This is a genomic window from Chelatococcus sp. KU-N122 (assembly GCF_055391085.1).
Genome location: NZ_AP043981.1, coordinates 4,584,754 through 4,609,477 on the forward strand (window position 1 = coordinate 4,584,754; position 24,724 = coordinate 4,609,477).

Genomic DNA, 24,724 nt, shown 5'->3' on the forward strand with positions numbered 1-24,724 from the left:
AAGCTCCGACGACATCGGCGCCACCGTCAGGGGGCGCGGACGCCTCCGCCACCCCAGACGCCCGCCTCCGTCCAGCCGAGCTCGGCGAACTCGGCGGCGCGCAGGGAGGCCTCCTCCGCCAGGAAGAATTCGTCGAGCTGGGGCGGGGGCACGGATGTGCCGCTCAGCATGGCGTGCGCCTGGCCGCGGTGGTGCACCTGGTGCTGAAACAGGTGGAGCAGCAGCCGGTCCATCCGCTCGTGCCGGATGCCCGTCCGCCGGCGGAGCGCGACGGGGCGCGCCAGATCGTCCGCGCCCAGCGCCTCGACAACGGCGATCAGGCGTCGATCCACGTCCGCCTGCGCCAGCCGGAGGGTGGCCACCGTCGTGCAAGGCTCCGGGTCCGACCCGGCGGCCAGCTCGGCCTGCGCGCCTTCCATGGCGCCTACATAGAAGCGGTCGACGGCGAGGATGTGATTGAGCGTGGCCGCCAGGCTCGGAAAGAAGCCCGTTCGCGGTGCGGCGAACTCCGCCTGCGGGAGGGCCGCGCAGGCGGCCGCCAGGCGGTGGTTCGCCCAACCGTTGTTGCGCGCCATCGCCCGGTAGGGAAGGACAGGGTCGATCCGCATCGTCAGGGCCTCCCGACATCCTCGGCCGAGCCGGAGCGGTTGCGAGGGCGCCCACACCCGCTCGAGCCCGATCTCGTTCTGATTCCACTCGGCTCTTTCGCCGGAAACAAGCAGAATTGGCCCGCTCCGGCTAAAGAGTGGTCGGAGTTCACGCCGGCTTCGCAGGAGAGACGGGCAGGGGATGGCACAGGAGACGACAGAGGCGGCTGACGCACCAGCCCGGGGCGAACGCATCGTCGCCTGGAAGGGCTTCGACGGCAGCCTGAGCTGCCGTGGTCATGCGTTCGAGATCGGCCGGACTTACGCCGTGAGCGGAGAGGTCGTGGTCAGCAGGAACGGCTTTCACGCCTGCGCCGATCCCCTCGACGTCTGGGCCCATTTCGGCCCCGTCGGCGACGACGGCTCGCTGAACCGATTTGGCGAGGTCGAGCTCTCCGGCGCCTTGTCGAGCCAAGCGGATGTCGGGCCGAACGATTCGAGCCTTGCCGGTGAGCGCATCGTCGTCACGGCCGATTTCTCCCTGTCCGCCTGGGTGGGGAAGCTCGTCACCTGGACCATCGATGCTACGCCGGCTCGGCCCGAGGAGCCCGACGGCCACGGCGCTCGCATGGGGTCCCGCGCCGCCCGCGCACGCCTCGGCTCCAGCAGCAATGGCGCCCGGATCGGCTCGGGCGGCTATGACGCGCGGATCGCGGCCTGCGGTGCCGATGCCCATGTCGCCGCCAGCGGCTATGGCGCGCGGATCGCGTCCAGCGGCGGCAACGCGCGCCTCGGCGCCGCCGGCTATAACGTGCGGATCTCGTCGAGCGGCGACGGCACCCGGATCGGCGCCACCGGCGACCGCGCGCGCCTCAGCGCCAGCGGCAACAACACGCGGATCGGCGCCAGCGGCCGTCGCGCGCGCATCAGCGCCAGCGGCGAGGGGGCGCGGATCGCCGCCAGCGGACCGGAGGCCGTGATCACCAGCAGCGGCCGCGGCGCGGTGGCGCGCGGCGCCGAAGGCACCTGGATCGCGCTGGCCGAATTCGACGACGCCGGCCGGTGCATCGGCTTCGCCACCGGCTGCATCGGGCAGGACGGCCTCAAGGCCGATACGGACTATCGCGCCGCCGGGGGCAGGCTGGTGGAAGTCGGGCCGCCGCATGCTGCTCCGCAGGAGAGACGCGATCCCGATTCAAAGGCTTGAGGTGCTTCTGCCCAATCAGACGAGCCTATCTGATCGGCGCATGCTCCAGCCCGACGCTCAGGCCGCGGCTTGTGTGCTGTCTACCCCCAGCATCGCCGCGCGCTCGGCCACCAGGGTGCGGACGCCCTGGGGCACCTGCCGCCAGGACTTGGCACGCGGCCGGTCGAGCTCGGTGATCGGCCGCTCGGACGCTTCCTGCCAGTTGTCGAACCGGCGCCGGGAGACATTGTCCACGAAGGTCTCCGCCGGAATGCCTTCGGCCAGGATCAAGTCGTGATCGTCGAGCTCGACGTGATAGTAGGTGAAGGTCTTCGGCATGGCCGCGTGGCGGGTGATGGTCGTGCCGTTTACCAGCGCGCCCGCCTGGATCAGCAGGCCTGCGACCAGCAGGGCGTGCTCCGGCGAGACGAAGAGGTCCCGTTGCGGCAGGCTGTCGCCCAACGCGCCGGCCTGGATGCGGATCGGCAGCACGCGCAGCGGATCGGCGAAGCGGGTCGACACGGTCTGCTTCGCCAGCCAGCGCACCGGCTTGGCCTCACCTTCATGGGTCAGCACCAGGTCACCGGCCTTCAACTGCTCGACGGCGACAGGCCCCGCCGGCGTCGCGATCAGCGAGCCGGCGAGGAAGCAGACGGGATCGACGAAGGCGGTGCCGCCGCCGTCCAGTGGGACCAGGAAGCTCTGCGGGTTTGCCTGCACCTGCTGGGCAAGCGCGAGGTCCATGTCCTGGACGTTGAAGCTGATGACGCCGCCGGCCTCGCTCATCGCCGTAAAATTGAAGTGACCCACGACATGCCCGTCGCCGTCAGCGTCGGGCTCGTAGGAGAAGCCTGAGAAAGCTGCGCCGATCATCCCGATCGAGTCGCCGGCGCCGAGCCCGGTGACCGTGATGGGGGGAATGTTTGCATACAAAAAGGATTCCAGATCGAAGACAAAGCTGCCGGCGCCGCTGCCGGTAAAGTCGACAGTCGGACTTCCCGTCAGCTCGACGACCTCGCCGCGGGCGGAAACCGTGATGCTCGATGTGTCGTTGACCTTATAGGACACGAGAGGAATTTGCTCGGCGAGGTCCGAGTAGTCGATCGTCACGCTTGCGCCGTTGACGGCCGAAAAGCTCGGATCTGCCTCCGCCGGTACAGTCGACAGGTCAAACGATACCACGGCGTCCAGCCCATCGACCTCCAGAACGTGGCTGCCGATGGCCGTGACCGATATGGTCGTATCCTCTCCGGCGACATATCCTGGCGACGAGGTGTCGACGGTCTGATCGGAGCTGCTGAGATCGACCGTCACCGTCCCCATCGTCGTTGCGCTCCCACGCTGGAACAACCATCCGCGCCGCCCGGGACGGACACCGCCAAAAGCCGAGGTGTAGTTTGCTGTGACCTGACCGGCAAGTAAATCGCAGGGCCCCTGCGCGCGGCGCCGCGCAGGCCGGCGTCAGGCTCGCGTCACGAAGCTGTCGAGCACCATCTTGCGGCCGGCCTTGTCGAAGTCGACCGTCAGCTTGTTGCCGTCGACAGAGGTGACGGCGCCCGGTCCGAACTTCTGGTGGAAGACCCTGTCTCCGGCCGAAAAGGCCGAGCCGCCGGTGGACTTGGCCACCAGCTCGCCCTCGATGACCGCGCCGCCACGCCCGCGGGCCCGTCCGGCGCCGCGGTCGAAGCCGGGCCCGCCACCGCCGGTGCCGCCCCGGCCGAACCCGCCCGCTCCGCCAAAGCCGCGCGCCTGGGCGCGCTGCCAGCCGGGCGTGGCGTAGGACGACGGCTCGTGGCTCACCGCGTCGAAGCGGCTGGCGCCGTAGCCGCCGTAGGCATACGACGCCGGCGCGTCGATGACCTCGACGGCGCTCTCCGGCAACTCGTCGATGAAGCGGGACGGGACCGTCGCGTTCCACATGCCGTGAATGCGCCGGTTGCTGGCGAAATAGAGCCGAGCCCGGCGCCGGGCCCGCGTCAGGCCGACGTGGGCGAGCCGGCGCTCTTCCTCGAGGCCGGCGCGGCCGCTCTCGTCGAGCGCGCGCTGGTTGGGGAACAGGCCCTCTTCCCAGCCGGGCAGGAACACGGTGTCGAACTCCAGCCCCTTGGCAGCGTGCAGCGTCATCAGCGACACGCGCTCGTCGGTGTCGCCCTCGCCGATCTCCATGACCAGCGACACGTGTTCCAGGAAGGCCTGCAGGTCCGGGAACTCCTCCAGCGAGCGGACCAGCTCCTTGAGGTTCTCCAGGCGTCCGGCGGCGTCCGCCGAGCGGTCGCGCTGCCACATGTCGGTGTAGCCGGATTCCTCCAGCACGGTCTCGGCGAGCTCCCCCTGGCGCATCGTGTCCATGAGCCCGGACCAGCGCCCGAAGGCGGTCAGCAGGTCGCGCAAGGTGCTCCGCGGCTTGGGCTTCAGCTCCTCGGTCTCGACGAGGTAGCGGGCGGCCTCCATCAGCGGGATGCGCGCCGCCCGCGCGTGCGCGTGCAGCACCTGCACCGTCGCGTCGCCCAGCCCGCGCTTGGGCGTGTTGAGGATGCGCTCGAAGGCGAGATCGTCGGCGGGCGAGGCGACGCAGCGCAGATAGGCGAGGGCGTCGCGGATCTCCATGCGCTCGTAGAAGCGCGGGCCGCCGATCACCCGGTAGGGCACGCCGAGCTGCACCAGCCGGTCCTCAAGCTCGCGCATCTGGGCCGAGATGCGGACCAGGATGGCCATCTCGGCGAGCGAATGGCCCTTGGCCTGCAGTGCCTCGATCTCCTCGCCGACCAGCCGGGCTTCCTCCTCCGAGTCCCACGCGCCGGTGACGGCCACCTGCTCGCCGGCGACGTCCTCGGTGCGCAGCGTCTTGCCGAGCCGGCCCTCGTTGTGGGCAATCAGCGCGGAGGCGGCGGTGAGGATATGGCCGGTGGAGCGGTAGTTGCGCTCGAGCCGCACCACCTTGGCGCCCGGAAAATCGTGCTCGAAGCGCAGGATGTTGTCGACCTCCGCGCCGCGCCAGCCGTAGATCGACTGGTCGTCGTCGCCGACGCAGCACAGGTTGCGCTCGCCGGGTTCGCGCCCCTGGGCCAGCAGGCGCAGCCAGAGGTACTGGGCGACGTTGGTGTCCTGGTACTCGTCGACGAGCACATAGCGGAACCGGCGCTGGTAGAGCTCCAGCACGTCGGCGTTCTCGCGAAACAGGCGGATCGCCTCCAGCAGCAGGTCGCCGAAGTCGGCCGCGTTGAGCGTCTTCAGCCGCTCCTGGTAGAGCCTGTAGAGCTCGCCGCCGCGGCCGTTGGCGAAGGCGTTGGCCTCGCCCGGCAGCACCTGGCCGGGGCCGAGCGCGCGGTTCTTCCAGCTGTCGATGAAGCCGGCGAGCTGGCGGGCCGGCCAACGCTTCTCGTCGATGTTCTCGGCCGCGATCACCTGCTTCATCAGGCGGATCTGGTCGTCGGTATCGAGGATGGTGAAGTTCGACTTGAGGCCGACCAGCTCGGCATGGCGGCGCAGGATGCGGGTGCCGATCGAATGGAAGGTGCCGAGCCAGGGCATGCCTTCGGCGACCGCGCCGACGAGATGGGCGACGCGCTCCTTCATCTCCCGCGCGGCCTTGTTGGTGAAGGTCACCGCCAGGATCTGCGAGGGCTGGGCACGGCCCGTGGCGAGGATGTGGGCGATGCGCGTCGTGAGCACGCGCGTCTTGCCGGTCCCGGCGCCGGCGAGCACGAGCACAGGGCCTTCCGTCGTTTCGACCGCTAGCCGTTGCTCCGGGTTGAGCCCGGTGAGATAGGCGGGCTCCGGCCCGGCAAGGGCGCGCGCCCGCGCGGCGATGCCGCCGGGACGCGGGGTATGGTCGAGGCCTGGATCGGACCGGTGATCGGAGCTCGGCATCGGTTCACTTTGCGAGCGCGATGGGGGTGTCGGGCCCGCCGCCCCGGCGGGCACGGCTTGGGCGCTTGAGCGATTCATGCACCGGACCTTGGACCGGAACGGGAACGAATGTCGAGGCCGCATGCTTCGACACACGTGCAATCAAGACGCAGCGCGCGGCGGCATGGTGGCGAGGCGGCCCTCGAAACCCCATATATGTCTCAGGTTTATAGTTGAGGAGTGAACCCATGTCGGTCTCGTCGCTTTGCCGGGTCCTGGCGGTGGTCGCCGGGGTCGGGTTCGCAGCCGCCGCTCATGCTCAGGTGGTCGATGAGACGCCCAGCGCCCAGCGCCCAGCGAACACCGTTCGCGGCCTGAATCAGCGCATGAGCGACGATATGCAGATCAGGCAGCAGAACCAGCAGATCCAGCAGCAGTTCAACCACCAGCAGCAGCAGTTCCAGCAATTCCAGAACCGCAACCTGCCGTCCGTGCCGCGCAACTGCGTGGGCGCGACCTGCTGATCGCCGACCCTTTGCAGAGGCACCCGCTCCCGCGCTATCAGATCCCTGCGCTCCCGAAAAACGGGACGGCGACGGGCTGTACGCGGGAGGATAGATGCGGGCCATTCACTGCGTTGCCTACGGTGATCCCAGAGATCTGATCGTGGCCGACATCCCCGAGCCGTCGCCTGGCGTGGGTGACGTGGTCGTCGCGGTGGAGGCGGTGGGGCTCGGCTTCGTCGACGGCCTCAACGTGCGCGGTGCCTATCAGGTCAAGCGGCCGCTGCCGTTCGTGCCGGGGAGCGAGATTGCCGGCCGGATCGTCGCGGTGGGGGAGGGCGTCTCGGCCGGCCTCGTCGGCCAGCGCATCATGGCGCTGGCAGAGCGCGGCGGTCTCGCCGAGCGCGTCCTGGCAACGGCTGCGCAATGCATCCCGCTGCCCGACGGCATCTCGGCCACGGCTGCGGCCTCCAGCGTCGTCAACTATTCCACGGGAATCTACGGCCTGGAGACCTGCGGCGCGCTCAAGCCGGGCGAAACGGTGCTGGTGCTCGGCGCCTCCGGCGGCGTCGGCATGGCGGCGATCGACATTGCCAAGGGCCTGGGCGCGACGGTGGTCGCCGCCGCATCGTCCGCGGAGAAGCTCGCCGCGTGCCAGGCACGAGGCGCCGATTATCTCGTGGATTACAGCGGCACAGAGTGGCGCAAGGCCCTGGAGCAGACGCTCGCCGGACGGCCGATCAACGTCGTCTATGACCCGGTCGGCGATCGCTGGTCGGAGACCGCGTTCCGCTGCCTGGCGCCCGGCGGCCGCCACCTCGTCGTCGGCTTCGCCGGCGGCGACATCCCACGCATTCCGCTCAATCTGCCGCTGCTCAAGCGGGCGTCGATCGTCGGTGTCGATTGGGGCGGCTACGTCCGCGCCGACAAGAGCGCCGCCCGGCCCCTGTTCGAGCGCCTGCTCGAATTGGCGGACGCCGGGCTGATCAGCCCCGAGCCCAGCGCCACCTACCCGCTGGAGGAGGCGCCGGCGGTGATCGAGCGGCTGCTTGCGCGGGCGAGCATCGGCAAGCCGGTGATCGTCATATGAGCTGCGCTGTCGGCGCCGCCTACTCGTTGACGGCCTGGCGCCGATCCCCGGTCCAGTCGTAGACGAAGACCGGGTCGTCGAGGTCGATCGCGGGCAACTGGTCCTTCTCGGCCCAGTAGTCTTGCGTGTGCCGCCACTCCGGCGCGTCGCCGCGCTGCGGCAGCAGGTGCATGCCGCGCGTCAGATAGCCGGGATTGAAGTCCTCGGTATCCATCCACGACGAGAGCGGCATGTCGCGATCCTCCGGCCGGAGTGCCGGAGCGACCTGGCGCGCGCCCTTTGCCCGCATGTGGTTGAGCAGGCGGCAGACGAAGTCGGCGATGAGGTCGACGCGTAGCGTCCAGCTGGCGCGGAAATAGCCGAAGACCCACACGAGGTTGGGCACGCCGGTGAACATCATGCCCCGATAGGTCACGGTGTCGGAGAACACGAGCGGCTTGCCGTCGATGGCGAGGGCGATGTCGCCGAGCACGTTGAGATTGAAGCCGGTCGCGGTGATCACGACGTCGGCGTCGATCACGGCGCCGGACTTGAGCCGGATGCCGGTCTCGGTGAAGCGCTCGATCTCGTCGGTGACGACCGAGGCCTTGCCCGAGGCGATGCCCTGGAACAGGTCGCCGTTGGGCACGAAGCCGATCCGCTGCCGCCAGGGCCGGTAGCGCGGCGTGAAGTGGCTCTCGATGTCGTAGTCCGGCCCGAGGTACGCGCGCACGCCAGCGAGCAGCTCCTGCTTCACCACCTCCGGCTCATCGAAGCAACGCCGCGTGAAGGCGCCCTGATCGTAGAGGATCTTGCGCCGCACGATCTCGTGGATCCACTCCTCCTTGACCTCCAGGGTCCGCAGCGTGTCGGCGAGGTCGTTCTGGTTGCGGGCCGAGATGTAGTAGGTCGGCGAGCGCTGCAGCAGCGTCACCTGCGCGCAATCGGCCACGATGGACGGGACGAGCGTTGCCGCCGTGGCCCCCGAGCCGATGACGACGACCTTCTTGTCCCTGAGGTCGATGTCCTCCGGCCAGGTCTGGGGATGGACGATCCGCCCCTTGAACGTCTCGAGCCCCTCCCAGTCCGGCGTGTAGCCCTCGGTGTGCCGATAGTAGCCCTGGCACATCCACAGGAAATTCGCTTCGATGCGCACAGTTTCGCCGGTGTCGGTGCGGACCGCCTCGACCGTCCACAGGCTGTCGTCGCTCGACCAGGACGCCTGGACGATCTTGTGGCGGTAGCGGATGTGCCGGCCGAGATCGTTGTCGTCGATGACCTCGTCCAGATAGGCGCGGATCTCGGCGGCCGTCGCGATCGGCTTGCCGACCCACGGCTTGAAGCGATAGCCGAATGTATAGAGGTCGCTGTCCGAGCGGGCGCCCGGGTAGCGGTGGGTATGCCAGGTGCCGCCGTAGCTCTCCTGGGCTTCGAGGACGACAAAGCTCATGCCCGGGCATTGCTGGGTGAGGTGATAGGCGCTGCCGATCCCGGATATGCCGGCGCCGACGATCAAGACGTCAACGTATTCGGCCGCGCGTGGCCCGCGGCTGCTGCGCACTGTGGTGTTGAGCGTTGCCATCCCTGACATCATGCGATCCTTTTTGCCTTATGGCGGCAGCTTAGAGCGATTTCCCGCTCTGCGGGAAGACCCGCTGCGGCACGCGGGCCTCGCCGCGGCGGACCTTTTGGCTTTCCGGCGAACCGGATAAGGTACCCCAAAGGCCCAGACCGCATCGGAAGGAAGCCCCATGACCCCCGTTGCCGCCGTTGCGTCCCCGTCCCCCGGCTCCGTGTCCTCCAGGGAGGCGGTGGCGGCCGTCGTCACGGCGCTCGCGGCGCGGTTCGGCGAGCGCGTCTCGACCAACGCCTCACTGCGCGAGCAGCACGGCAACACGCTGACCTGGCAGGCCAACGAGCCGCCGGATGCGATCGTCTTTCCCGAGACCACCGCCGAGGTCGTGGAGATCGTGAAGCTCTGCGCCGCGCACCGGGTGCCGATGATCCCGTTCGGCACGGGCACCTCGCTCGAGGGCCACGTCAACGCCCCGTTCGGCGGCATCTCGGTCGACGCCAGCCGGATGAAGGCGATTCTCGCCGTCCATGCCGAAGATCTCGACTGCGTCATCGAGCCCGGCGTGACCCGTAAGGAGCTCAACGAGCACCTGCGCGACCGCGGCCTGTTCTTCCCCATCGACCCGGGCGCCGATGCCTCGCTCGGCGGCATGACGGCGACCCGGGCCTCCGGCACCAATGCCGTGCGCTACGGGACCATGCGTGAGAACGTGCTGGCGCTCGAGGTGGTGCTCGCCGACGGCTCGGTGGTGAAGACGGGCACGCGGGCCAAGAAGAGCGCGGCCGGCTACGACCTGACCCGGCTGTTCGTGGGATCCGAGGGGACGCTGGGCATCATCACTCAGGTGGCGCTGCGCCTGCACGGCATCCCCGAGGCGATCTCGGCCGGTGCCTGCCCGTTCCCCAGCATCAAGGCGGCGTGCGACGCGACCATCCTGACCATCCAGTCGGGCATCCCGGTCGCCCGCATCGAGCTCCTGGACGCAGCCTCGGTGATCTCCGTGAACGCCTATTCCAAGCTGACCCTGCCCGAGACGCCGCTGCTGCTGGTCGAGTTCCACGGCACGGAGGCGTCGGTCAAGGAGCAGGCCGAGCGCTTCGGCGAGATCGCGGAGCAATTGGGCGGTGGCCCGTTCACCTGGGCGACCCAGGCCGAAGAGCGCACCCGGCTGTGGCAGGCGCGCCATGACGCCTACTGGGCGGGCCGGGCGGCCAATCCCGGCAAGATCACCTTTGCCACCGACGTCTGCGTGCCGATCTCGCACCTTGCCGAGTGTGTCGATGACACCCTGCGGGATCTCGATGCGCTCGGCATTGCCTCGGGCCTGGCCGGCCATGTCGGCGACGGCAACTTCCACGTCTCACCGTTCTTCGATCCGGACGACCACGCGCAGCGCAAGGTGATCGAAGGCTTCCTCGACCGGCTGGTGAAGCGTGCGCTGGCGTTGGGCGGCACCTGCACGGGCGAGCACGGGGTCGGCGAAGGTAAGATGAAGTATCTGGCGGCCGAACACGGCGAGCCGGCCCTCGAGCTGATGCGACAATTGAAGCGCACCATCGATCCGCACAATCTGATGAACCCCGGCAAGATCGTGGCGTTTTCGGGCTAGACTGCCGGTGCGCCTGACGGGTGGGTCAGGCGGCTACCGAAGGTGCTTCAAGGGCCGTGCGAGACCTCCTCACCGGCATCGCGGTTCTCGTCATCGTCGTACTGCTGACGGCGCTGCTGGGACCGTTGTTCATCGACTGGCCGGCCCACCGCGGGCGGCTCGAGGCGTTGCTCGGCGAGGCATTGGGCGTGCCGGTCCGCACGCACGGCGATATCGGCGTGCGCCTGCTGCCCTCGCCGGTCCTCACGTTGGGCGGCGTGATGCTCGGCGAGCAAGGCAGCCCGGCGTCGCTGAGCGCGGGCGAGACGCGTGTGGAGCTCGCGCTCGCGCCGTTGCTGCGGGGCGACATCCAGATCGCCGATGCCGCGGTGGATCAGCTCGTCCTGGCGGTCCGGCTGGCCGAGAACGGCGGCGTCGCCTGGCCGGCGCTCGGACGCGATCGCATCCTGGCGCGGCTGGCGATCGGCCGCGTGCGGGTCACCCGCGGCACCATCATCGTCGCCGACGCCGCGGCTGGACGGGACTACCGGCTGGAGCGGCTCGAGGCGATCGGCCATGCCGGCTCCGTGGCCGGGCCGTGGCAGGTGGAAGGAGCCGTCGAGGGCCAGCCGTTCCGGCTCTCCACCGGTCAGGCGGAACCGGGCGGCGAGCGGCCGCTCAAAGCCGTCGTCGGCAACGATCTCACCGGCCGGCTCGCGCTGGACGGAAAGTTGAGCCTGGCCGCGAAGGACGCGGTGCCGCGCTTCGTCGGCAAGGTCGGCGCCACACGGCCCCTGGCAGCCGCGGCGCCGGGCGAGCCGTTCATGCTCACAGCCAACGCAGACGTCGATGCCGTCGGTCGCCACCTGTCGATCCAGAAACTGGACCTTACGGCGGGCGAGGGCAGCATCAAGCTCACCGGAACCGGCAGCCTCGATCTCGGCGGCCGGCCGTCGGCGGAGCTCGCCCTGGGCGCCCGGCATGTGGCGCTCGACAAGGCGGTGGAGCAGCTGAGGCCGGTGCTCGAGGAGGAGGGGCTGGAGCAAGTGCTCGGCCCCTTGCCGTTGCCCGTCAGCGTGCGGGTGGCCATCGATCGCCTGAGCTGGGCGGACGAGGAGGCGCAGAGTCTTGCCGCGCGCGTCCGCCTCGACGGCGATCAGCTCACCGTCCAACAGCTCTCCGTGCGGCTGCCGGGGGAGACCGACGTCACCGCCGACGGGACGTTGCGGGCGGCCGATCAGCCGACGGCCGCGTTCCGGGTCGGGGTCCGGGTCGGAGGGCCGCAGCGGCTCGGGCTGGCGCTGTCACGGCTCGGCATGAGCCAGGCCGTGGCGACCCAGGTCGCGCAGGAGCAGAGCCTGGCGCTCGATGCCAACGTGGCGGTCTCGCCGACCCTGATCGGCTTGTCCAACATCCGCCTGACGGCGGGCCCGGTCGTCGTGGCCGGCGCCTTCCGCTACAGCTTCGCCGACGAGCGCGAGCCGCCGCGCTTCGACGCTCAGCTCACGGCCGACCAGATCGACCTCGCCCGCTGGCCGGCCTTGTCCGACGTCGGCCTGTCGCTCGGCGGCGTGGATTTCGGCCTGCTGATCGACGCGCGCGGCGTGCGCTACGGCCAGAGCGCCGGCGCCGGGCGGGTGCATGCCAAGCTGTCGCGCAGCGCCGGCAACCTGGCCATCGACGCGCTCGATATCCGCAACCTGGCAGGCATCAACGTGACCGGCACGGGCAGCATCGGCCCGCACGGCGACGGCCGGGTGAGCGGGGACGTCGACGCCGAGCGCGCCGGTCCGGCCTTCGCCTTGCTCGCCAAGCTGGGCTTCGGCATCTTTGCCGGACCGTGGCCCGCAGGCGTCGAAGATGCCCCGCTCGCCCTCAAGGTCGTCGCGGCCGCATCCGGTGCCGACCCGCAGCGCCGCATCGAGGTGCATCTCGACGGCTCGGCGCTCGCGGCGTCTGTCACCGGCACGGCCAGCCTCGCCTGGCCGGCGGCGCGGCTGGCCAGCGCCAGTCTCACCTTCAGTGCCGCCGAGACCGGCCGCGTCCTGGCGGCCTGGGGCCTCGCCCGGGGCGCCGGAGCCGCCCTCGGCCCGGCTGCCCTGACGGCCACGCTCGCAGAGCCGCCGGCGGGCGGGGCGGCGCAGCAGCTCACCATCACCGGGCAGGTCGCCGGCGTCGACGTGCGCACAGCGGCCCCCATCCCGATCGGCTCCGACGCAGGGCGCGCGGCCAGGGCATCGTTCCAGCTGGCCGCCAAGGATGTGAGCCAATTGGCGACGGCCTTGGGGGCTCCGCGCCAACGGGTCAGGCGATGCCGCTGGCGCTCGGCGTGGACATCGAGCGGGACGGACCGGCGCCGGGCTGGCGGTCACGTCTCGATGGCTCGCTTGCCGGCGTTCCGGTCCGCGGCACCGTCGCGTCGACGCCGGAGGGCGCGGTCGACGTGGGGCTCACCGCTGACGAGGCGTCGTTGCCGGCCCTTGCCAGCATGCTGGCGCTCGGGCCTCTGCCCGCCGCGCCGCCCGGCGGCATCTGGCCGTCCGACCGCTTCGCCGCGGCACCCGCGTGGCTGGACGGCGTGATGTCCGATGGGGCGAGCCTGCGGCTCAAGGTGCGGCGGCTGGCGCTCGGCGGCGGCCTTGCGGCGACGGATGCGGATCTGACGGTCAGGCGCGTCGCCGACGGTGTCGCGTTCGGCCTCGATCGGGCGGCGTTCGCTGGCGGCCGTCTCGCCGGCGAAACGGTGCTGCGCAGGCTGGGCAGCGGCGCGAGCTTCACGGCCGACCTGCGGCTCGATCAGGTCGACATCGCGGCGCTGGCCGGCGCCGGCGATCTGGCCGGCCGGGTGACCGGGACGATTCGGGCCGGCGGCTCGGGTGAGAGTACGGCCGCCATCGTCGCCAATCTGTCGGGCAGCGGCTCGTTGAAGGCGACCAACGTCGTGCTCAAGCGCGTGGATCCCGGGGCGCTCGGCGAAGCGGCCGCGGGCGCCGGAGACGACACGCAGACGCTGGATCCGCGGACCCTCGGCACGCAGATCGATCGGCTGCTGCAGCGCGCCTTCTTCCAGGCCAAGACCATCGACGTGCCGCTGCTCATCGGCGGCGGGGTCGCGCGTGCGACGCCGACGTCGGCGGAGGCCGGTCCGGCGCGCCTGGAAGGCGGGCTGACGATTGATCTCAGGACGCTGACGCTCGAGGCAACCGCAACGCTGTCCACCCAGGTCCGGCCGCCGGGCTGGAAGGGCGGCCCGGCGCAGGTGGCGCTGCGCTGGCAGGGGCCGATCAAGGCGCCGCGCCGCGAGGTCGACGCCAATGCCCTGGCCAACGGGCTGGCGTCGATCCGCCTCAGCAAGGAGCTCGAGCGCATCCAGGCCTTCGAGGCGGAGGCCAAGCGGCTCAGGGAAGAGCGGGAGCGGCGCGAGGCGGAGCAGCGCGCCGAGGAGGCGAAGCGCAAGGCGGAGGTCGATGCGCGCGAGCGCGAGCAGCAGGACCAACTGCGCCGCGACGCCCAGCGCTGGCAATGGATCACCACGCCGAGCATCCGGTAGGGCATCGAACCCAAGGATCGAACCCAAGGATCGAAGCCAAGAATCGAAGCCCAGAATCGAACCCAAGAGTGGACGCGGCTCTTGGGGCAAATCCGGTGCTCGGACAAAGCGCTGGAGCGCCGTCACCGCTCGGCGGCTGGCCTGTCCCGGAAATGGGCGAGAACGAAGACGCGGATCGCCGACGACAGGTTCTGGGCGTCGCGCCGGTCGTCGATCGCGGCGACAACGCTCGCCAGCGACTGGCCGCGTGCCGCCGCAATCTCTTTGAGCGCCATCCAGAAGGGCTCCTCCAGCGACACCGACGTGCGGTGGCCGGCGACCACCAGCGAGCGCTTGACGATGCGGAACGGAGCGGTGTCCGCAGACGCGGACACCTTGGCCGTTTCTGGCGTCACGACGACGAATCGTCCTCGAGACGGTGGCCGTCGATTCGGCGTTCGGCGGCGTGCCGCTCCTTGTCGTCCCGGGCTCGTTCCGCCTTGTTGCGGCCGAAGCGAGCCCTGTTCTCCGCGGCGAGCGTCTCCTGCTCGGCTCGCTGCTTGGCTTTTCGCGCCTTGCGGAGATTGACGATGTCGGCCAACGCGTGCCCCCTTTGCGGATTATGCGAAGCCTTCGTCCTTCAGGACGCGCTGCACCGACGGCCGGCCGGTCATGCGTTCATAGTGCGCCGCGCAATGGCTGGGCAGCGCGATATTCATGCGCTTCGACGCCCAGAACTCCACATAGAACAGCGCGGCGTCGGCGATCGAGAACGGGCCGACGGCATATTCCTTGCCGGCGATTCGGGCGTCGATCAGCCTGAAGGCCTTGTCGACGATCTCCCGGCCGCGCTGCTTGACGGCGTCTTGGTCTTCCTCGCGCGGGGCAAAGTTGGCCGGCCGGAACAGCCGCCCGAAGCCCTGCATGTGCACGGTCGCGACCACGTAGTCGATGAGCGATGTCGCCTGCGTGCGCGCTTCGATATCGGCGGGGTAGAGATGCGCCTCGGGATTGGTGGCCGCCAGCCAGAACGCGATGGCGCCGAACTCGGTCAGCACCGATCCGTCCGGCCGCTCCAGCGTCGGCACCTTGGACTTGGGATTGATGCTGGTGAAGCCGGGCCCATACTGATCGCCCTGCATCAGGTTGAGCTTCTCAAGCTCGTAGGGCTTGCCGATCTCCTCGAGGAGAACGCGGATTCCGATCGAGCAGGCGCCCGGTGCGTAGTAGAGCTTCATGGCATCCTCCCGCGGCCTGCGGTCTGCTGCTCAGACAGGCCGGCAGGGTCGCGGATACCACGATCAGTGCTTCTTGCGGAAGGCGTCCAGGCTGACCACATCGGCGCCGCCCTCGGACGCGGGCGCAGGCTCGGCCACCGGCTTCTTGGGCATGCTTTCGTCGCCGTTGGTCGCCAGCGGCAGCAGCTCCGACGGCTCCGACGCCTTGCTGCGCGGGGCCTTGATCGCCGGCTCGCTGCGCGGCGATACGGACGACGGCTGCTCGACGGTGACCACACCGCCGCCTTCGTCCTTGGTGTCGAACTTGAGGCCGAACTGAACCGACGGGTCAAAGAAGCCGGTGATGGCGTCGAACGGCACGAGCAGGCGCTCGGGCACGCCGGAGAACGACAGGCCTACCTCGAACGTGTGCTCGTTGACGCCCAGATCCCAGAACTGGTGCTGCAGCACGATCGTCATCTCTTCCGGGTACTTGTCGCGCAAGCGGTTGGAGACGCGGGTACCCGGAGCGTCGGTGCGGAACGAAATGTAGAAGTGATGCTCGGGGGAAGCCCGTCGCGAGCAGTATCGGCCAGCACCTTCCGCACCACGCCTTTCAGCGCATTCTGAACAAGAAGATCGTACCGGATCAGATCTTTCGACATGGCCCCCTGCGCGGCGAAAAACGAGTGGAGGCTTCTGTTGCCAGGTGCCTCCGAACCCCGCCTGACGGTGCTACCCGCCAGGGCTTTAGATCGGTCTAGTTACCGCTTACGCGGCAACCGCAACCGGAGCAAAGTTGTCGTTGGCAACTATTGCAATGGCCCGATAACGGCGGAACCATGCCGGGCAAAAGAACACCCTTTACACCCTCGTCGATCCTATTTCGCCCCCGCCGAAGCCCAACCCGGGGCTGAGCTTGGGTGGAGGCGCCGGGTACCGCCCCCGGGTCCGAATGGCTTATTGCGATGACCGTTTATTGCCATAGCCGCCTCGCGACGGCGATCCGAATATAGGCACATGTTCGTCGGCGCGAAAGGGAGGCCGTGCATCGCCGAACGCCGATCCCCACATGAGTGGCGATCGTGTCGCGGTGTTTGGTGGTGGGCCTGACCGCGGCTAAGCTGGAGGCCCCCGATTCCGGAGAGCCGATGCGCGCCTACCTCGATCTCCTGCACCGAGCCCTGGAGGACGGCGTCCGCAAGGATGACCGCACCGGTACCGGCACGCTGTCGCTGTTCGGCCACCAGATGCGCTTCGACCTCGCCGCGGGCTTTCCGCTGCTCACCACCAAGCGCGTCCACTTCAAGTCGATCGTCCACGAGCTGATCTGGATCCTGTCCGGCAGCACGGACGTGAGCTACCTCCACGAGCACGGCGTCACCATCTGGGACGAATGGGCGACGCCGGAGCAATGCGCGCGTTTCGGTCGGCGCGAAGGTGATCTGGGTCCGATCTACGGCCACGCCTGGCGCAACTTCGGGGCGACCGAACTGCCCGACGGTACCTTCGCGCGCGACGGCGTCGATCAGATCGCGTGGGTCGTCGACGAGATCCGGCGCAATCCTGACAGCCGCAGGCTCATCGTGACCGGTTGGGATGCGCGCCAGCAGGACCGGGTGGCGTTGCCGCCGTGCCACACGCTGTTCCAGTTCTACGTCGCGCGCGGGCGGCTCTCCTGCCAGCTCTACCAGCGCTCGGCCGATGTCTTCCTCGGCGTGCCGTTCAACATCGCCAGCTACGCCTTGCTGACCCATATGGTCGCGCAGGTGACCGGGCTGGAGGCGGGGAACTTCGTCCACACCTTCGGCGACGTGCACCTCTACATCAACCATGTGGAGCAGGCGCGCGAGCAATTGTCCCGCGCGCCGCGGCCGCTGCCGAGGCTGAAGCTCAATCCGGCGATCCGCTCGCTCGACGACTTCACCTACGACGACGTGGCCGTCGAGAGCTACGACCCGCATCCGCTCATCCGCGCACCGGTCGCCGTCTAGGCTCGATGTCGTCAGCCGGCTTACGATTCGCCATGCGTCGTCGCGCCGTTTGAGGCAGGGTGCCTTTGGGGCTATGCGTACGCCGGCAGGGTGAGGCATGACGGGCCAGCAGCAAGCCATCGAATGGAGGACCGGCCGGCGGGCGATCATGGCCGTGATCGCCGCCTACGCGTTCGTGCTGCAGGTGCTGATGCTGTCCGCCTTGCCGGTGTCGGCGGCGGACGGCCATGCCGGGGCGCTCTGCCGCCCCGCCGCGCCGGAGGGGCAGAGGGACCCGCAGCGGCGGTCGACCGACCATCACGACCTCTGCTGCGTGGCGGCTTGCGCCGGCCCGTCGTTGGCCGCGCTGCCGCACGGCGGCGGCACGCCCACCTCGGTCGCGACGCCGACGGCCGCGCCCTTCATCTTTCCAGCCCATCGGCGCATGGGCCTGGTGTCGTCCACGTGGACGGCGGCCAGCGCGCGAGGCCCACCCACGGCTGCCTGAGCCATCCCGGATCGAGAGCGAGCGCGCTCTCTCCACGACGATCTTTCAGGAGCCTGTTCCCATGACACGATATGGACTGAGCGGCGCGCTGGGCGCGGCCGCAGCGCTGTTGGCCACCGGTGCCTTCGCCCACGTGACCCTCGAGACCACCGAGGCGACGCCGAATTCCTACTACCGGGGCGTTGCCAAGGTGAACCACGGCTGCGGCACGTCCGCCACGACGCTGCTGCGCGTCACCATCCCCGAGGGGGTCATTGCCGTGCGTCCCATGCCCAAGGCCGGCTGGACCATAGAGCTGGAGAAAGGCCCCTACGCGCGGGCCTATGCCCTGCATGGCGCCGATGTCGCCAGCGGCGTGAAGTCGATCACCTGGAAGGGCGGCAGCCTGCCGGACGACTTCTACGACGAGTTCATCTTCTCGGCGCGGATCACCGACGCCTTCCAGCCGGGAGCGACGGCGAGCTTCCCGGTGCTGCAGCAGTGCGAGAGCGGCACCCAGAACTGGGCCGAGATCCCTGCGCCGGGGCAATCGGCCGCCTCGCTCAAATCACCGGCGCCGGGCGTTCGCATCGTCCAGGCGGCCATGACGTCCACCGCGGGCACGGCCGCCAGCCCGCCCGTCAAAGCGGGCGATCTCACCATCCGGTCGCCGTGGACGCGCGCCACCCCGGCGGGCGCCAAGGTGGCCGGCGGCTATCTGAGCGTCACCAACGACGGCAAGCAGGCGGACCGGCTCATCGGCGGCTCGTTCGACGTCGCGACCGAGGTCCAGATCCACGAGATGAAGGTGGAGGACGGGGTCATGCGCATGCGCCCGCTCGAGCGGGGCGTGGAACTGGCCCCGGGCCAGACCGTCGAGCTCAAGCCGGGCGGCTTTCACCTGATGCTGATGGGCCTGAAGCAGCAGCTCAAGCCCGGCGACACGGTCAAGGGCACGCTCACCTTCGAGAAGGCGGGCGCCGTGCCCGTCACACTGGCGGTGGGCGGCGTCGGCGCCCAGCAGGGACCGGGCGGCGCGGGGCAGACGGACGGCGGCCATCACGAGCACTGATCGGCGCGACCGGGCGGCGGCGATGTGATACGACGAGCCGATCCGTCGCGCCGCCGTGTCGGCCAGCCCGAAAGGACGCGCCCATGGCTTTGCCGCTGGTGTTGGTCGTCGCCGTCGCCGACAACGGCGCCATCGGCCGCGACAACAGGCTGATCTGGCATCTGCGCACCGACTTGCGGCGCTTCAAGGCGTTGACCATGGGCAAGCCGGTGCTGATGGGGCGGCTGACCTACGAGTCGATCGGCAGGCCGCTGCCCGGCCGGGAGACGATCGTGCTGACCGGGCACCCCATGGGCGAGGCGCCCGGCGCCGCCACGGCCAGCTCGCTTGCGGAGGGGATTGCCCGCTGCGAGGCGGCGGCCGAGCGGCTCGGCGCGCGCGAGATCATGGTGCTCGGCGGCGCGCGCGTGTTTGCCGAGACGCTGCCGCTGGCCCAGCGCATCCACCTGACGGAGGTTCACGCGTCGCCGCCGGCGACCGTGTTCTTTCCAGGCTGGGCCGGAGGGGCCTTTCGACGGAGTTATCGCGAGACGTTCCGGCAGGACCACTCGACCGGACCAGGCGACGAATATCCGTTTACATTTGTCGATCTGGAGCGCGGCCCGGACCACCCGAGCTCCGGTTCGGCATGAAGCGAATCGAACAGTTCGTCGCAAAAGAGCGTTGTTCGGCCTATGCTGGCCGCAGCAATTCATTGAACAGCGGCGGGGGCGCCATTAAGTGCTCGGCTTGACAGGGCTTGCCCTGCCAAACGACAAGGCTCGGGGATCAGCGTCCATCGGGCCCAAAGGGGAATGTCAGATCGATGCCTTGGAGTAATCAGAGCGGTGGCGGCGGACCGTGGGGGCCCAAGAACCAGGGGCCGTGGGGATCCGGACCACAGCGCAACGGCGGCGGCCCGCCCGACCTGGAGGACCTGCTGCGGCGTGGCCAGGATCGGCTGAAGGGCATCCTGCCGGGCGGTAACGGCTCCTTCGGCTTCCGCGGCATTCTTCTCATCCTGCTCGGCGCCGTGCTGCTGTGGCTCGCCACCGGCTTCTACACGGTCAAGCCCAACGAGGTCGGCATCAACCTCGTCTTCGGCCGCTATGCGGGCTCCACTGGCGAGGGCCTCGGCTACAACTTCCCGTACCCGATCGGCTCGGTCATCAAGCCCGACGTCACCTCGACCCGCATCATCGAGATCGGCGTGCGCTCCAATACGCAGTCGCGCTCGCGCGTGCAGCAGAGCAGCGTCACCGACGAGAGCCTGATGCTGACCGGCGACGAGAACATCGTCGACATCGATTTCGCCGTGCAATGGCAGGTCAATCCGGCCAAGGCGACCGACTACGTCTTCAACCTGCAGAACCCGGACGGCACCATTCGCGTCGTGGCCGAAAGCGCCATGCGCGAGGTGGTCGGCCGCCGCAACATCCAGAACATCCTGACCACCGATCGCGGCGCCATCGAAGCCGAGGTGCGGCAGCTGATGCAGGACACCTTGAACTTCTATGGAGCGGGCGTGGAGATCAAGCAGGTGAACTTGCAGAAGGTCGATCCGCCGGCGCAGGTCATCGACGCGTTCCGCGACGTGCAGGCGGCCAGGCAGGACCAGGACCGTCTGCGCAACGAGGCCGAGACCTATGCGAGCCGCATCGTGCCGGAAGCGCGCGGCAAGGCGATTGGCATCGTGCAGGAGGCGGAAGGCTACAAGGAGCGCGCCACCAACGAGGCGCAGGGCAACGCGTCGCGCTTCACCTCGGTCTACGAGCAGTATCGCCTGGCACCGGACGTGACGCGGGAGCGCATGTACCTGGAAACGATGGAGCACATCCTCGGCCCGGCCGATAAGATCATCGTCGACCAGAAAGGCGGCCCAGGCGTGCTGCCCTATCTGCCGCTCGACTCGCTGCAACGGCCCGCCCCCGGGGCACCCGCACCCCAGGGAGCAACGCGATGAACGGCAACGTCTTCAAGGTCGTCGGCGCCATCCTCGTCGCGGTGCTGGCGCTGCTGCTCTACGCCTCGACCTTCATCGTCGGTCAGACCCAGGAGGCCCTCGTCCTCCAGTTCGGCCGGGTCAGGGGCGAGCCCAAGCAGGCCGGCCTCCACTTCAAGATCCCGTTCATCGAGAACGTCGTTTATATCGACAAGCGCATCCTCGACCTCGACCTGCCGGTGCAGGAGGTGATCGCGTCGGACCAGAAGCGCCTGGTGGTCGACACCTTCACGCGCTACCGCGTCATCAACCCGCTGCGGTTCTACCAAGCCGTCAACAGCATCGCCGGCGCCAATCTGCGGCTCACCTCGATCGTCAATTCGACGACGCGGTCGGTGCTGGCCGAGGCGACCTTCGCCGCGATCGTCAAGGATGAGCGCGACAGGCTGATGAAGCGCATCCGCGAGGACGTGAACCAGCAGGCGCGGGGGCTCGGCGTGGAGGTGGTGGACGTGCGCCTGCGCCGCGTCGACCTGCCGGACCAGAACAGCGAAGCGGTCTACCGGCGCATGAAGACCGAGCGTGAGCGCGAAGCGGCGGATATCCGCGCCCAGGGCTCGCAGATCGCCCAGGGCATCCGGGCCCGTTCGGATCGCGAGGTGACCGTGCTGCTGGCCGAGGCGACGCGCAAGTCGGAGGAGCTCCGCGGCCAGGGTGACGCCGAGCGCAACCGCATCTACGCGGATGCGTACAGCAAGGATCCCGCCTTCTTCTCGTTCTACCGCTCGATGCAGGCCTACGAAGCTGCGCTCAAGGCCGGCGACACGCGGCTGGTGCTGTCACCCGATTCGGACTTCTTCCGCTATTTCGGGCACGCGTCGGGCCGTGGCCTGCAAGGCTCCGGACCGCAAGCGCCTGCGGGCGCGCCGGCGCGCCCGTAGTCACGGGCCGGTGGCCGCCCGATGCATGACCTTGTGGCGGCTTTCGGCTTGCTGCTGGCGATCGAGGGCATCTGCTTTGCGGCGTTTCCCTCGGCGGTGAAGAAGGTCGCGGCGGACATCGCCGACGCGCCCCCCGATATCATGCGGCTGGTCGGCATCGCCGGCGCGGCGGTGGGCGTCGGGCTCGTTTGGCTGATGCGCAGCCACGTGTCGTGACAGGATCGGCAGCCACTGGACGGTCGTAATCCTATATAATGCATCAATGCGGGGCGCCCCGGCGCCCCTGTTCACGAACGACGAGGACGGACAATGGTCTCTCTCAGCATGGCGTTCGAGGCAACCAGATCCATGGCTGCGCTCCAGCGGCGCGTGGCGGCGCCACGACGCCTCGCCGGCGTGCTGGCGCTGGCGGGGAGCCTGGTGCTCGGTGTCGCCAATGCGGCCCATGCGCGTGGGCCCGAAGGCTTCACCGACCTCGCCGACCAGGTGACCAACGCCGTGGTCAATATTTCCGCCTCCACCACGGTGGAGACGAAGGGACGGGCCCTGCCGCAGCTGCCGCCGGGCACGCCCTTCGAGGATCTGTTCGAGGAGTTCTTCAATCGCCGTGGCGGCGGCGGCGGTGGTGGCGACGCGCCGCGCCAGCGCAAGTCGAATTCGCTCGGCTCCGGGTTCATCATCGATGCGTCCGGCATCGTGGTCACCAACAACCACGTCATCGGCGAGGCCAACGAGATCACCGTGATCCTCAACGACGGCACCAAGCTCAAGGCGGAGATCCTGGGCAAGGATTCCAAGCTCGATCTGGCCGTGCTGAAGGTGAAGCCGGAGGCCGGCAAGACGCTGACCGCCGTCAAGTTCGGTGATTCCGAAAAGATGCGGATCGGCGAGTGGGTGATCGCCATCGGCAATCCGTTCGGCCTCGGCGGCTCGGTCTCCGCCGGCATCGTTTCGGCGATCAACCGCAATATCGATCAGGGGCCCTACGACAGCTACATCCAGACCGACGCGGCCATCAACAAGGGCAACTCCGGCGGTCCCTTGTTCAACATGGCCGGCGAGGTGATCGGCATCAACACCGCCATCCTGTCGCCGACCGGGGGCTCGGTCGGCATCGGCTTCTCGGTGCCGTCGTCGCTGGCGGCGCCGGCCATCGAACAATTGCAGAAGTTCGGCGAGACCCGGCGCGGCTGGCTCGGGGTCCGCATCCAGTCGGTCGACGATTCGACCGCCGAGGCGCTCAACCTGGGCCGCGCTCGTGGCGCGCTGGTGGCCGGCGTCGACGACAAGGGGCCCGCCAAGCCTGCCGGCATCAAGCAGGGCGACGTCATCGTGCGCTTCGACGGCAAGGAGGTGAAGGACAGCCGCGACCTGCCGCGCCTGGTGGCGACGACGCCCGTCGGCAAGGAGACCGAGGTGGTCATCTTCCGCGGCGGCAAGGAGGAAACCAGGACCGTCAAGCTGGGACGCCTGGAGGACGGCGAGAAGCAGATGGCGGCCCGCGGCGGCAGCGACACGGATGTGGACAAGCCGGCGGCCAAGAAGGCGCTCGGCCTCGACCTCTCGTCGATCAGCGATGATCTGCGCCAGCGCTTCTCCATCAAGCCGTCGGTCAAGGGGGTGGTGATCACCCGGGTCGATCCCAACTCGAACGCCGCCGACAAGCGCCTGCAGCCCGGCGACGTCATCGTCGAGGTGGCGCAGGAGGCGGTGCAGCAGCCGGCCGACGTGTCCAAGCGGCTCGACGCCCTCAAGAAGGACGGCAAGAAATCGGCGCTGCTGCTGGTGTCCAATCCGGCCGGCGAAGTGCGCTTCGTCGCGGTCGCCATGGACTGACGCCGCTCCCCGGACGGGGCGGGCTCTGCTCACAGGCGTCGCGCCGCTGCGGACTGCGGCGCGGGAGATCGCGAAGGCGCGTTTCCCGGGCCGGCCCTGGCATGCTATCGAACGGGCTGGCGTGCGCTAGCGCACTTGGTGGTTCGTAGCTGCGCGTTCTATCTGTGGCGAACCCCACCCCTGGTCCGATTGCATGCTCCGGTCGCTGCTCGCTCGCATTTTGCCTTCCGTCGCGGTTGTTGCAGCGCTCGCCGCCTGCAACGAATCGGCGAACAAGCCGCCCGCTGCCGGCGGTCCGGGCGGGGCGCCGCCCGCGCCGGTGGTCACCGTGGCGAAGCCGGTGGTCAAGCAGGTCACGGAGCTCGACGACTTCACCGGACGGTTCGAGGCGGTGGACGCGGTCGAGGTGCGTTCGCGCGTCTCCGGCTACCTGAGCTCGGTGGAGTTCAAGGACGGCGCCGTCGTCAAGAAGGGCGACCTGCTCTTCGTCATCGACAAGCGTCCCTACCAGGCGGCGACGGACCAGGCGGTCGCGTCGGTGAACTCGGCGCAGGCGCGGGTGCAGTTCGCCAAGAGCGACCTGGATCGCGCCCAGAGCCTGCAGCGGACGGGCAACATCACCGAGCAGATTCTCGAGACCCGTCGCCAGACCGCGCAGGTGGCGCTGAGCGATCTCGCCGGTGCCAATGCCGCGCTGGTGAGCGCCAAGCTCAACCTCGAGTTCACCGAGATCCGGGCGCCGGTGTCCGGGCGCATCGGCCGCAAGCTGATCTCGGAAGGCAATCTGGTCACCGCCGACACCACCTTGCTGACCACCATCGTGTCGCTCGATCCGATCTACTTCTATTTCGACATCGACGAGCGGTCGTACCTCGCCTATCAGCGCCTCAACCGCAACCGCGGCACCGGCGGCTCGATCGCCAGCGACGTGCTCGTCGGCGTCACCGACGAACGCCAGCCGACGCGCAAAGGCAGGCTGGACTTTCTCGACAACCGCATCGACCAGGCGACCGGCACCCTCAGGGCGCGCGCATTGGTGCCCAATCCCGACCTGTTCCTCTCGCCCGGCATGTTCGGCACCGTGCGCCTCCCCGGCTCCGATCCGTACCGGGGGGTTCTGGTGCCCGACGTGGCGATCGCCACCGACCAGGATCGTCGGCTGGTCTGGGTGGTGGGCGAGGACGACAAGGCCTCCCCCCGGGTGGTCCGGCCGGGGCCGCGCATCGACGGTTATCGTCTGATCCGGTCCGGCCTCGACGGCAGCGAGACCATCGTCATCAACGGCCTTCAGCGCCTGCGTCCGGGGATCAAGGTGAAGCCGGAGATGAAAGCGCTGCCGCCCACGGCCCCCGATCCGGCCGTCGCGAACGGCTCGAAGAGCTGATCCGAC

The 24,724-nt window shown here is 69.2% G+C and carries 22 protein-coding genes, 1 other RNA gene and 1 pseudogene; 15 read left to right on the forward strand and 9 right to left on the reverse strand.

The genetic code is table 11. From position 1 onward, the window contains the following. Nucleotides 1-26 precede the first annotated feature (26 nt). Nucleotides 27-608, reverse strand: a complete 582-nt coding sequence (locus tag ACZ5PO_RS20670) for a DinB family protein (protein WP_464183566.1) — start codon at nt 606-608, stop codon at nt 27-29. 181 nt (nt 609-789) lie between these two features. Between ACZ5PO_RS20670 and ACZ5PO_RS20675 the strand changes: the two genes are divergently transcribed. Beyond that, nucleotides 790-1,794 (forward strand): DUF7666 domain-containing protein, encoded by a 1,005-nt coding sequence (locus ACZ5PO_RS20675; RefSeq protein ID WP_464183568.1) that lies wholly within the window; start codon nt 790-792, stop codon nt 1,792-1,794. Nucleotides 1,795-1,851: 57 nt separating this feature from the next. On the opposite strand, the gene ACZ5PO_RS20680 is transcribed toward ACZ5PO_RS20675, so the two are convergent. Continuing rightward, nucleotides 1,852-3,096: a Hint domain-containing protein gene (locus ACZ5PO_RS20680; protein ID WP_464183569.1), complete on the reverse strand. Its 1,245-nt coding sequence runs from the start codon at nt 3,094-3,096 to the stop codon at nt 1,852-1,854. A gap of 138 nt (nt 3,097-3,234) precedes the next feature. After that, entirely contained in the window at nt 3,235-5,643 is a 2,409-nt protein-coding gene (locus tag ACZ5PO_RS20685) for an ATP-dependent helicase (RefSeq protein WP_464183570.1), read from the reverse strand. A gap of 227 nt (nt 5,644-5,870) precedes the next feature. On the opposite strand from ACZ5PO_RS20685, the gene ACZ5PO_RS20690 reads away from it, so the two are divergent. Both ACZ5PO_RS20690 and ACZ5PO_RS20695 read left to right on the forward strand, forming a co-directional pair. Next, a complete protein-coding gene (locus ACZ5PO_RS20690; protein WP_464183571.1) occupies nt 5,871-6,146 on the forward strand; it encodes a hypothetical protein in 276 nt (91 codons plus the stop codon). Nucleotides 6,147-6,240: 94 nt separating this feature from the next. Beyond that, nucleotides 6,241-7,215, forward strand: coding sequence for an NADPH:quinone oxidoreductase family protein (locus tag ACZ5PO_RS20695; RefSeq protein ID WP_464183572.1), 975 nt, complete (start codon nt 6,241-6,243; stop codon nt 7,213-7,215). A 19-nt stretch (nt 7,216-7,234) separates the two neighbouring features. Here the strand turns inward: ACZ5PO_RS20695 and ACZ5PO_RS20700 are convergent, their stop codons facing one another. Beyond that, complete coding sequence (locus ACZ5PO_RS20700) at nt 7,235-8,785, reverse strand: flavin-containing monooxygenase (protein WP_464183573.1); 1,551 nt, start codon at nt 8,783-8,785, stop codon at nt 7,235-7,237. Between the two features lie 160 nt (nt 8,786-8,945). Here ACZ5PO_RS20700 and ACZ5PO_RS20705 point away from each other — a divergent pair, with 160 nt between their 5' ends. Genes ACZ5PO_RS20705 through ACZ5PO_RS20715 form a run of 3 tightly spaced genes read left to right on the forward strand, consistent with a single transcriptional unit; the run spans nt 8,946 to nt 13,908 of the window. Beyond that, nucleotides 8,946-10,379: an FAD-binding oxidoreductase gene (locus tag ACZ5PO_RS20705; RefSeq protein ID WP_464183575.1), complete on the forward strand. Its 1,434-nt coding sequence runs from the start codon at nt 8,946-8,948 to the stop codon at nt 10,377-10,379. 56 nt (nt 10,380-10,435) lie between these two features. Then, the gene (locus tag ACZ5PO_RS20710; protein WP_464183576.1) at nt 10,436-12,940 is read left to right on the forward strand and encodes an AsmA family protein; all 2,505 of its coding nucleotides are present in this window, start codon (nt 10,436-10,438) and stop codon (nt 12,938-12,940) included. Next, entirely contained in the window at nt 12,940-13,908 is a 969-nt protein-coding gene (locus tag ACZ5PO_RS20715) for a hypothetical protein (protein ID WP_464183577.1), read from the forward strand. Before ACZ5PO_RS20710 ends, ACZ5PO_RS20715 begins: the two co-directional genes overlap by 1 nt. Nucleotides 13,909-14,030: 122 nt before the next feature. Here ACZ5PO_RS20715 and ACZ5PO_RS20720 read toward each other — a convergent pair whose 3' ends face one another. The 5 genes and pseudogenes from ACZ5PO_RS20720 to ssrA all read right to left on the reverse strand — a co-directional run bounded on the left by ACZ5PO_RS20720 (nt 14,031) and on the right by ssrA (nt 16,146). Continuing rightward, nucleotides 14,031-14,303 (reverse strand): ribbon-helix-helix domain-containing protein, encoded by a 273-nt coding sequence (locus tag ACZ5PO_RS20720; RefSeq protein ID WP_464183578.1) that lies wholly within the window; start codon nt 14,301-14,303, stop codon nt 14,031-14,033. Continuing rightward, the gene (locus ACZ5PO_RS20725; RefSeq protein ID WP_464183579.1) at nt 14,300-14,488 is read right to left on the reverse strand and encodes a DUF4169 family protein; all 189 of its coding nucleotides are present in this window, start codon (nt 14,486-14,488) and stop codon (nt 14,300-14,302) included. The genes ACZ5PO_RS20720 and ACZ5PO_RS20725 overlap by 4 nt, the downstream gene beginning before the upstream one ends. Nucleotides 14,489-14,507: 19 nt before the next feature. Next, complete coding sequence (locus ACZ5PO_RS20730) at nt 14,508-15,125, reverse strand: glutathione S-transferase family protein (protein WP_464183580.1); 618 nt, start codon at nt 15,123-15,125, stop codon at nt 14,508-14,510. A 63-nt stretch (nt 15,126-15,188) separates the two neighbouring features. Next, nucleotides 15,189-15,769: pseudogene (locus tag ACZ5PO_RS20735) on the reverse strand (SspB family protein). Nucleotides 15,770-15,792: 23 nt separating this feature from the next. Beyond that, nucleotides 15,793-16,146: a transfer-messenger RNA gene (gene ssrA / locus ACZ5PO_RS20740) on the reverse strand. Between the two features lie 109 nt (nt 16,147-16,255). Here ssrA and ACZ5PO_RS20745 point away from each other — a divergent pair. The 9 genes from ACZ5PO_RS20745 (at nt 16,256) to ACZ5PO_RS20785 (ending at nt 24,718) form a co-directional block, all read left to right on the forward strand. After that, complete coding sequence (locus tag ACZ5PO_RS20745; protein ID WP_464183582.1) at nt 16,256-17,098, forward strand: thymidylate synthase; 843 nt, start codon at nt 16,256-16,258, stop codon at nt 17,096-17,098. Between the two features lie 97 nt (nt 17,099-17,195). Then, the gene (locus ACZ5PO_RS20750; protein ID WP_464183585.1) at nt 17,196-17,585 is read left to right on the forward strand and encodes a hypothetical protein; all 390 of its coding nucleotides are present in this window, start codon (nt 17,196-17,198) and stop codon (nt 17,583-17,585) included. 61 nt (nt 17,586-17,646) lie between these two features. Further along, on the forward strand, nt 17,647-18,636 hold the full coding sequence (locus ACZ5PO_RS20755) for a copper chaperone PCu(A)C domain-containing protein (protein WP_464183587.1): 990 nt from the start codon (nt 17,647-17,649) through the stop codon (nt 18,634-18,636). Nucleotides 18,637-18,719: 83 nt separating this feature from the next. Beyond that, nucleotides 18,720-19,268, forward strand: a complete 549-nt coding sequence (locus ACZ5PO_RS20760; RefSeq protein ID WP_464183589.1) for a dihydrofolate reductase — start codon at nt 18,720-18,722, stop codon at nt 19,266-19,268. A 173-nt stretch (nt 19,269-19,441) separates the two neighbouring features. Further along, nucleotides 19,442-20,578: an FtsH protease activity modulator HflK gene (gene hflK, locus ACZ5PO_RS20765; RefSeq protein WP_464183591.1), complete on the forward strand. Its 1,137-nt coding sequence runs from the start codon at nt 19,442-19,444 to the stop codon at nt 20,576-20,578. Beyond that, nucleotides 20,575-21,498 carry a protease modulator HflC gene (gene hflC / locus ACZ5PO_RS20770; RefSeq protein ID WP_464183592.1) on the forward strand — a complete coding sequence of 308 codons (924 nt, stop codon included), beginning with the start codon at nt 20,575-20,577 and terminating at the stop codon, nt 21,496-21,498. The genes hflK and hflC overlap by 4 nt, the downstream gene beginning before the upstream one ends. A 21-nt stretch (nt 21,499-21,519) precedes the next feature. Further along, complete coding sequence (locus ACZ5PO_RS20775; RefSeq protein ID WP_464183594.1) at nt 21,520-21,714, forward strand: DUF2065 domain-containing protein; 195 nt, start codon at nt 21,520-21,522, stop codon at nt 21,712-21,714. Between the two features lie 93 nt (nt 21,715-21,807). Beyond that, entirely contained in the window at nt 21,808-23,334 is a 1,527-nt protein-coding gene (locus ACZ5PO_RS20780) for a Do family serine endopeptidase (protein WP_464183596.1), read from the forward strand. A 193-nt stretch (nt 23,335-23,527) separates the two neighbouring features. Next, nucleotides 23,528-24,718, forward strand: a complete 1,191-nt coding sequence (locus tag ACZ5PO_RS20785; RefSeq protein ID WP_464183598.1) for an efflux RND transporter periplasmic adaptor subunit — start codon at nt 23,528-23,530, stop codon at nt 24,716-24,718. Nucleotides 24,719-24,724 lie beyond the last annotated feature (6 nt).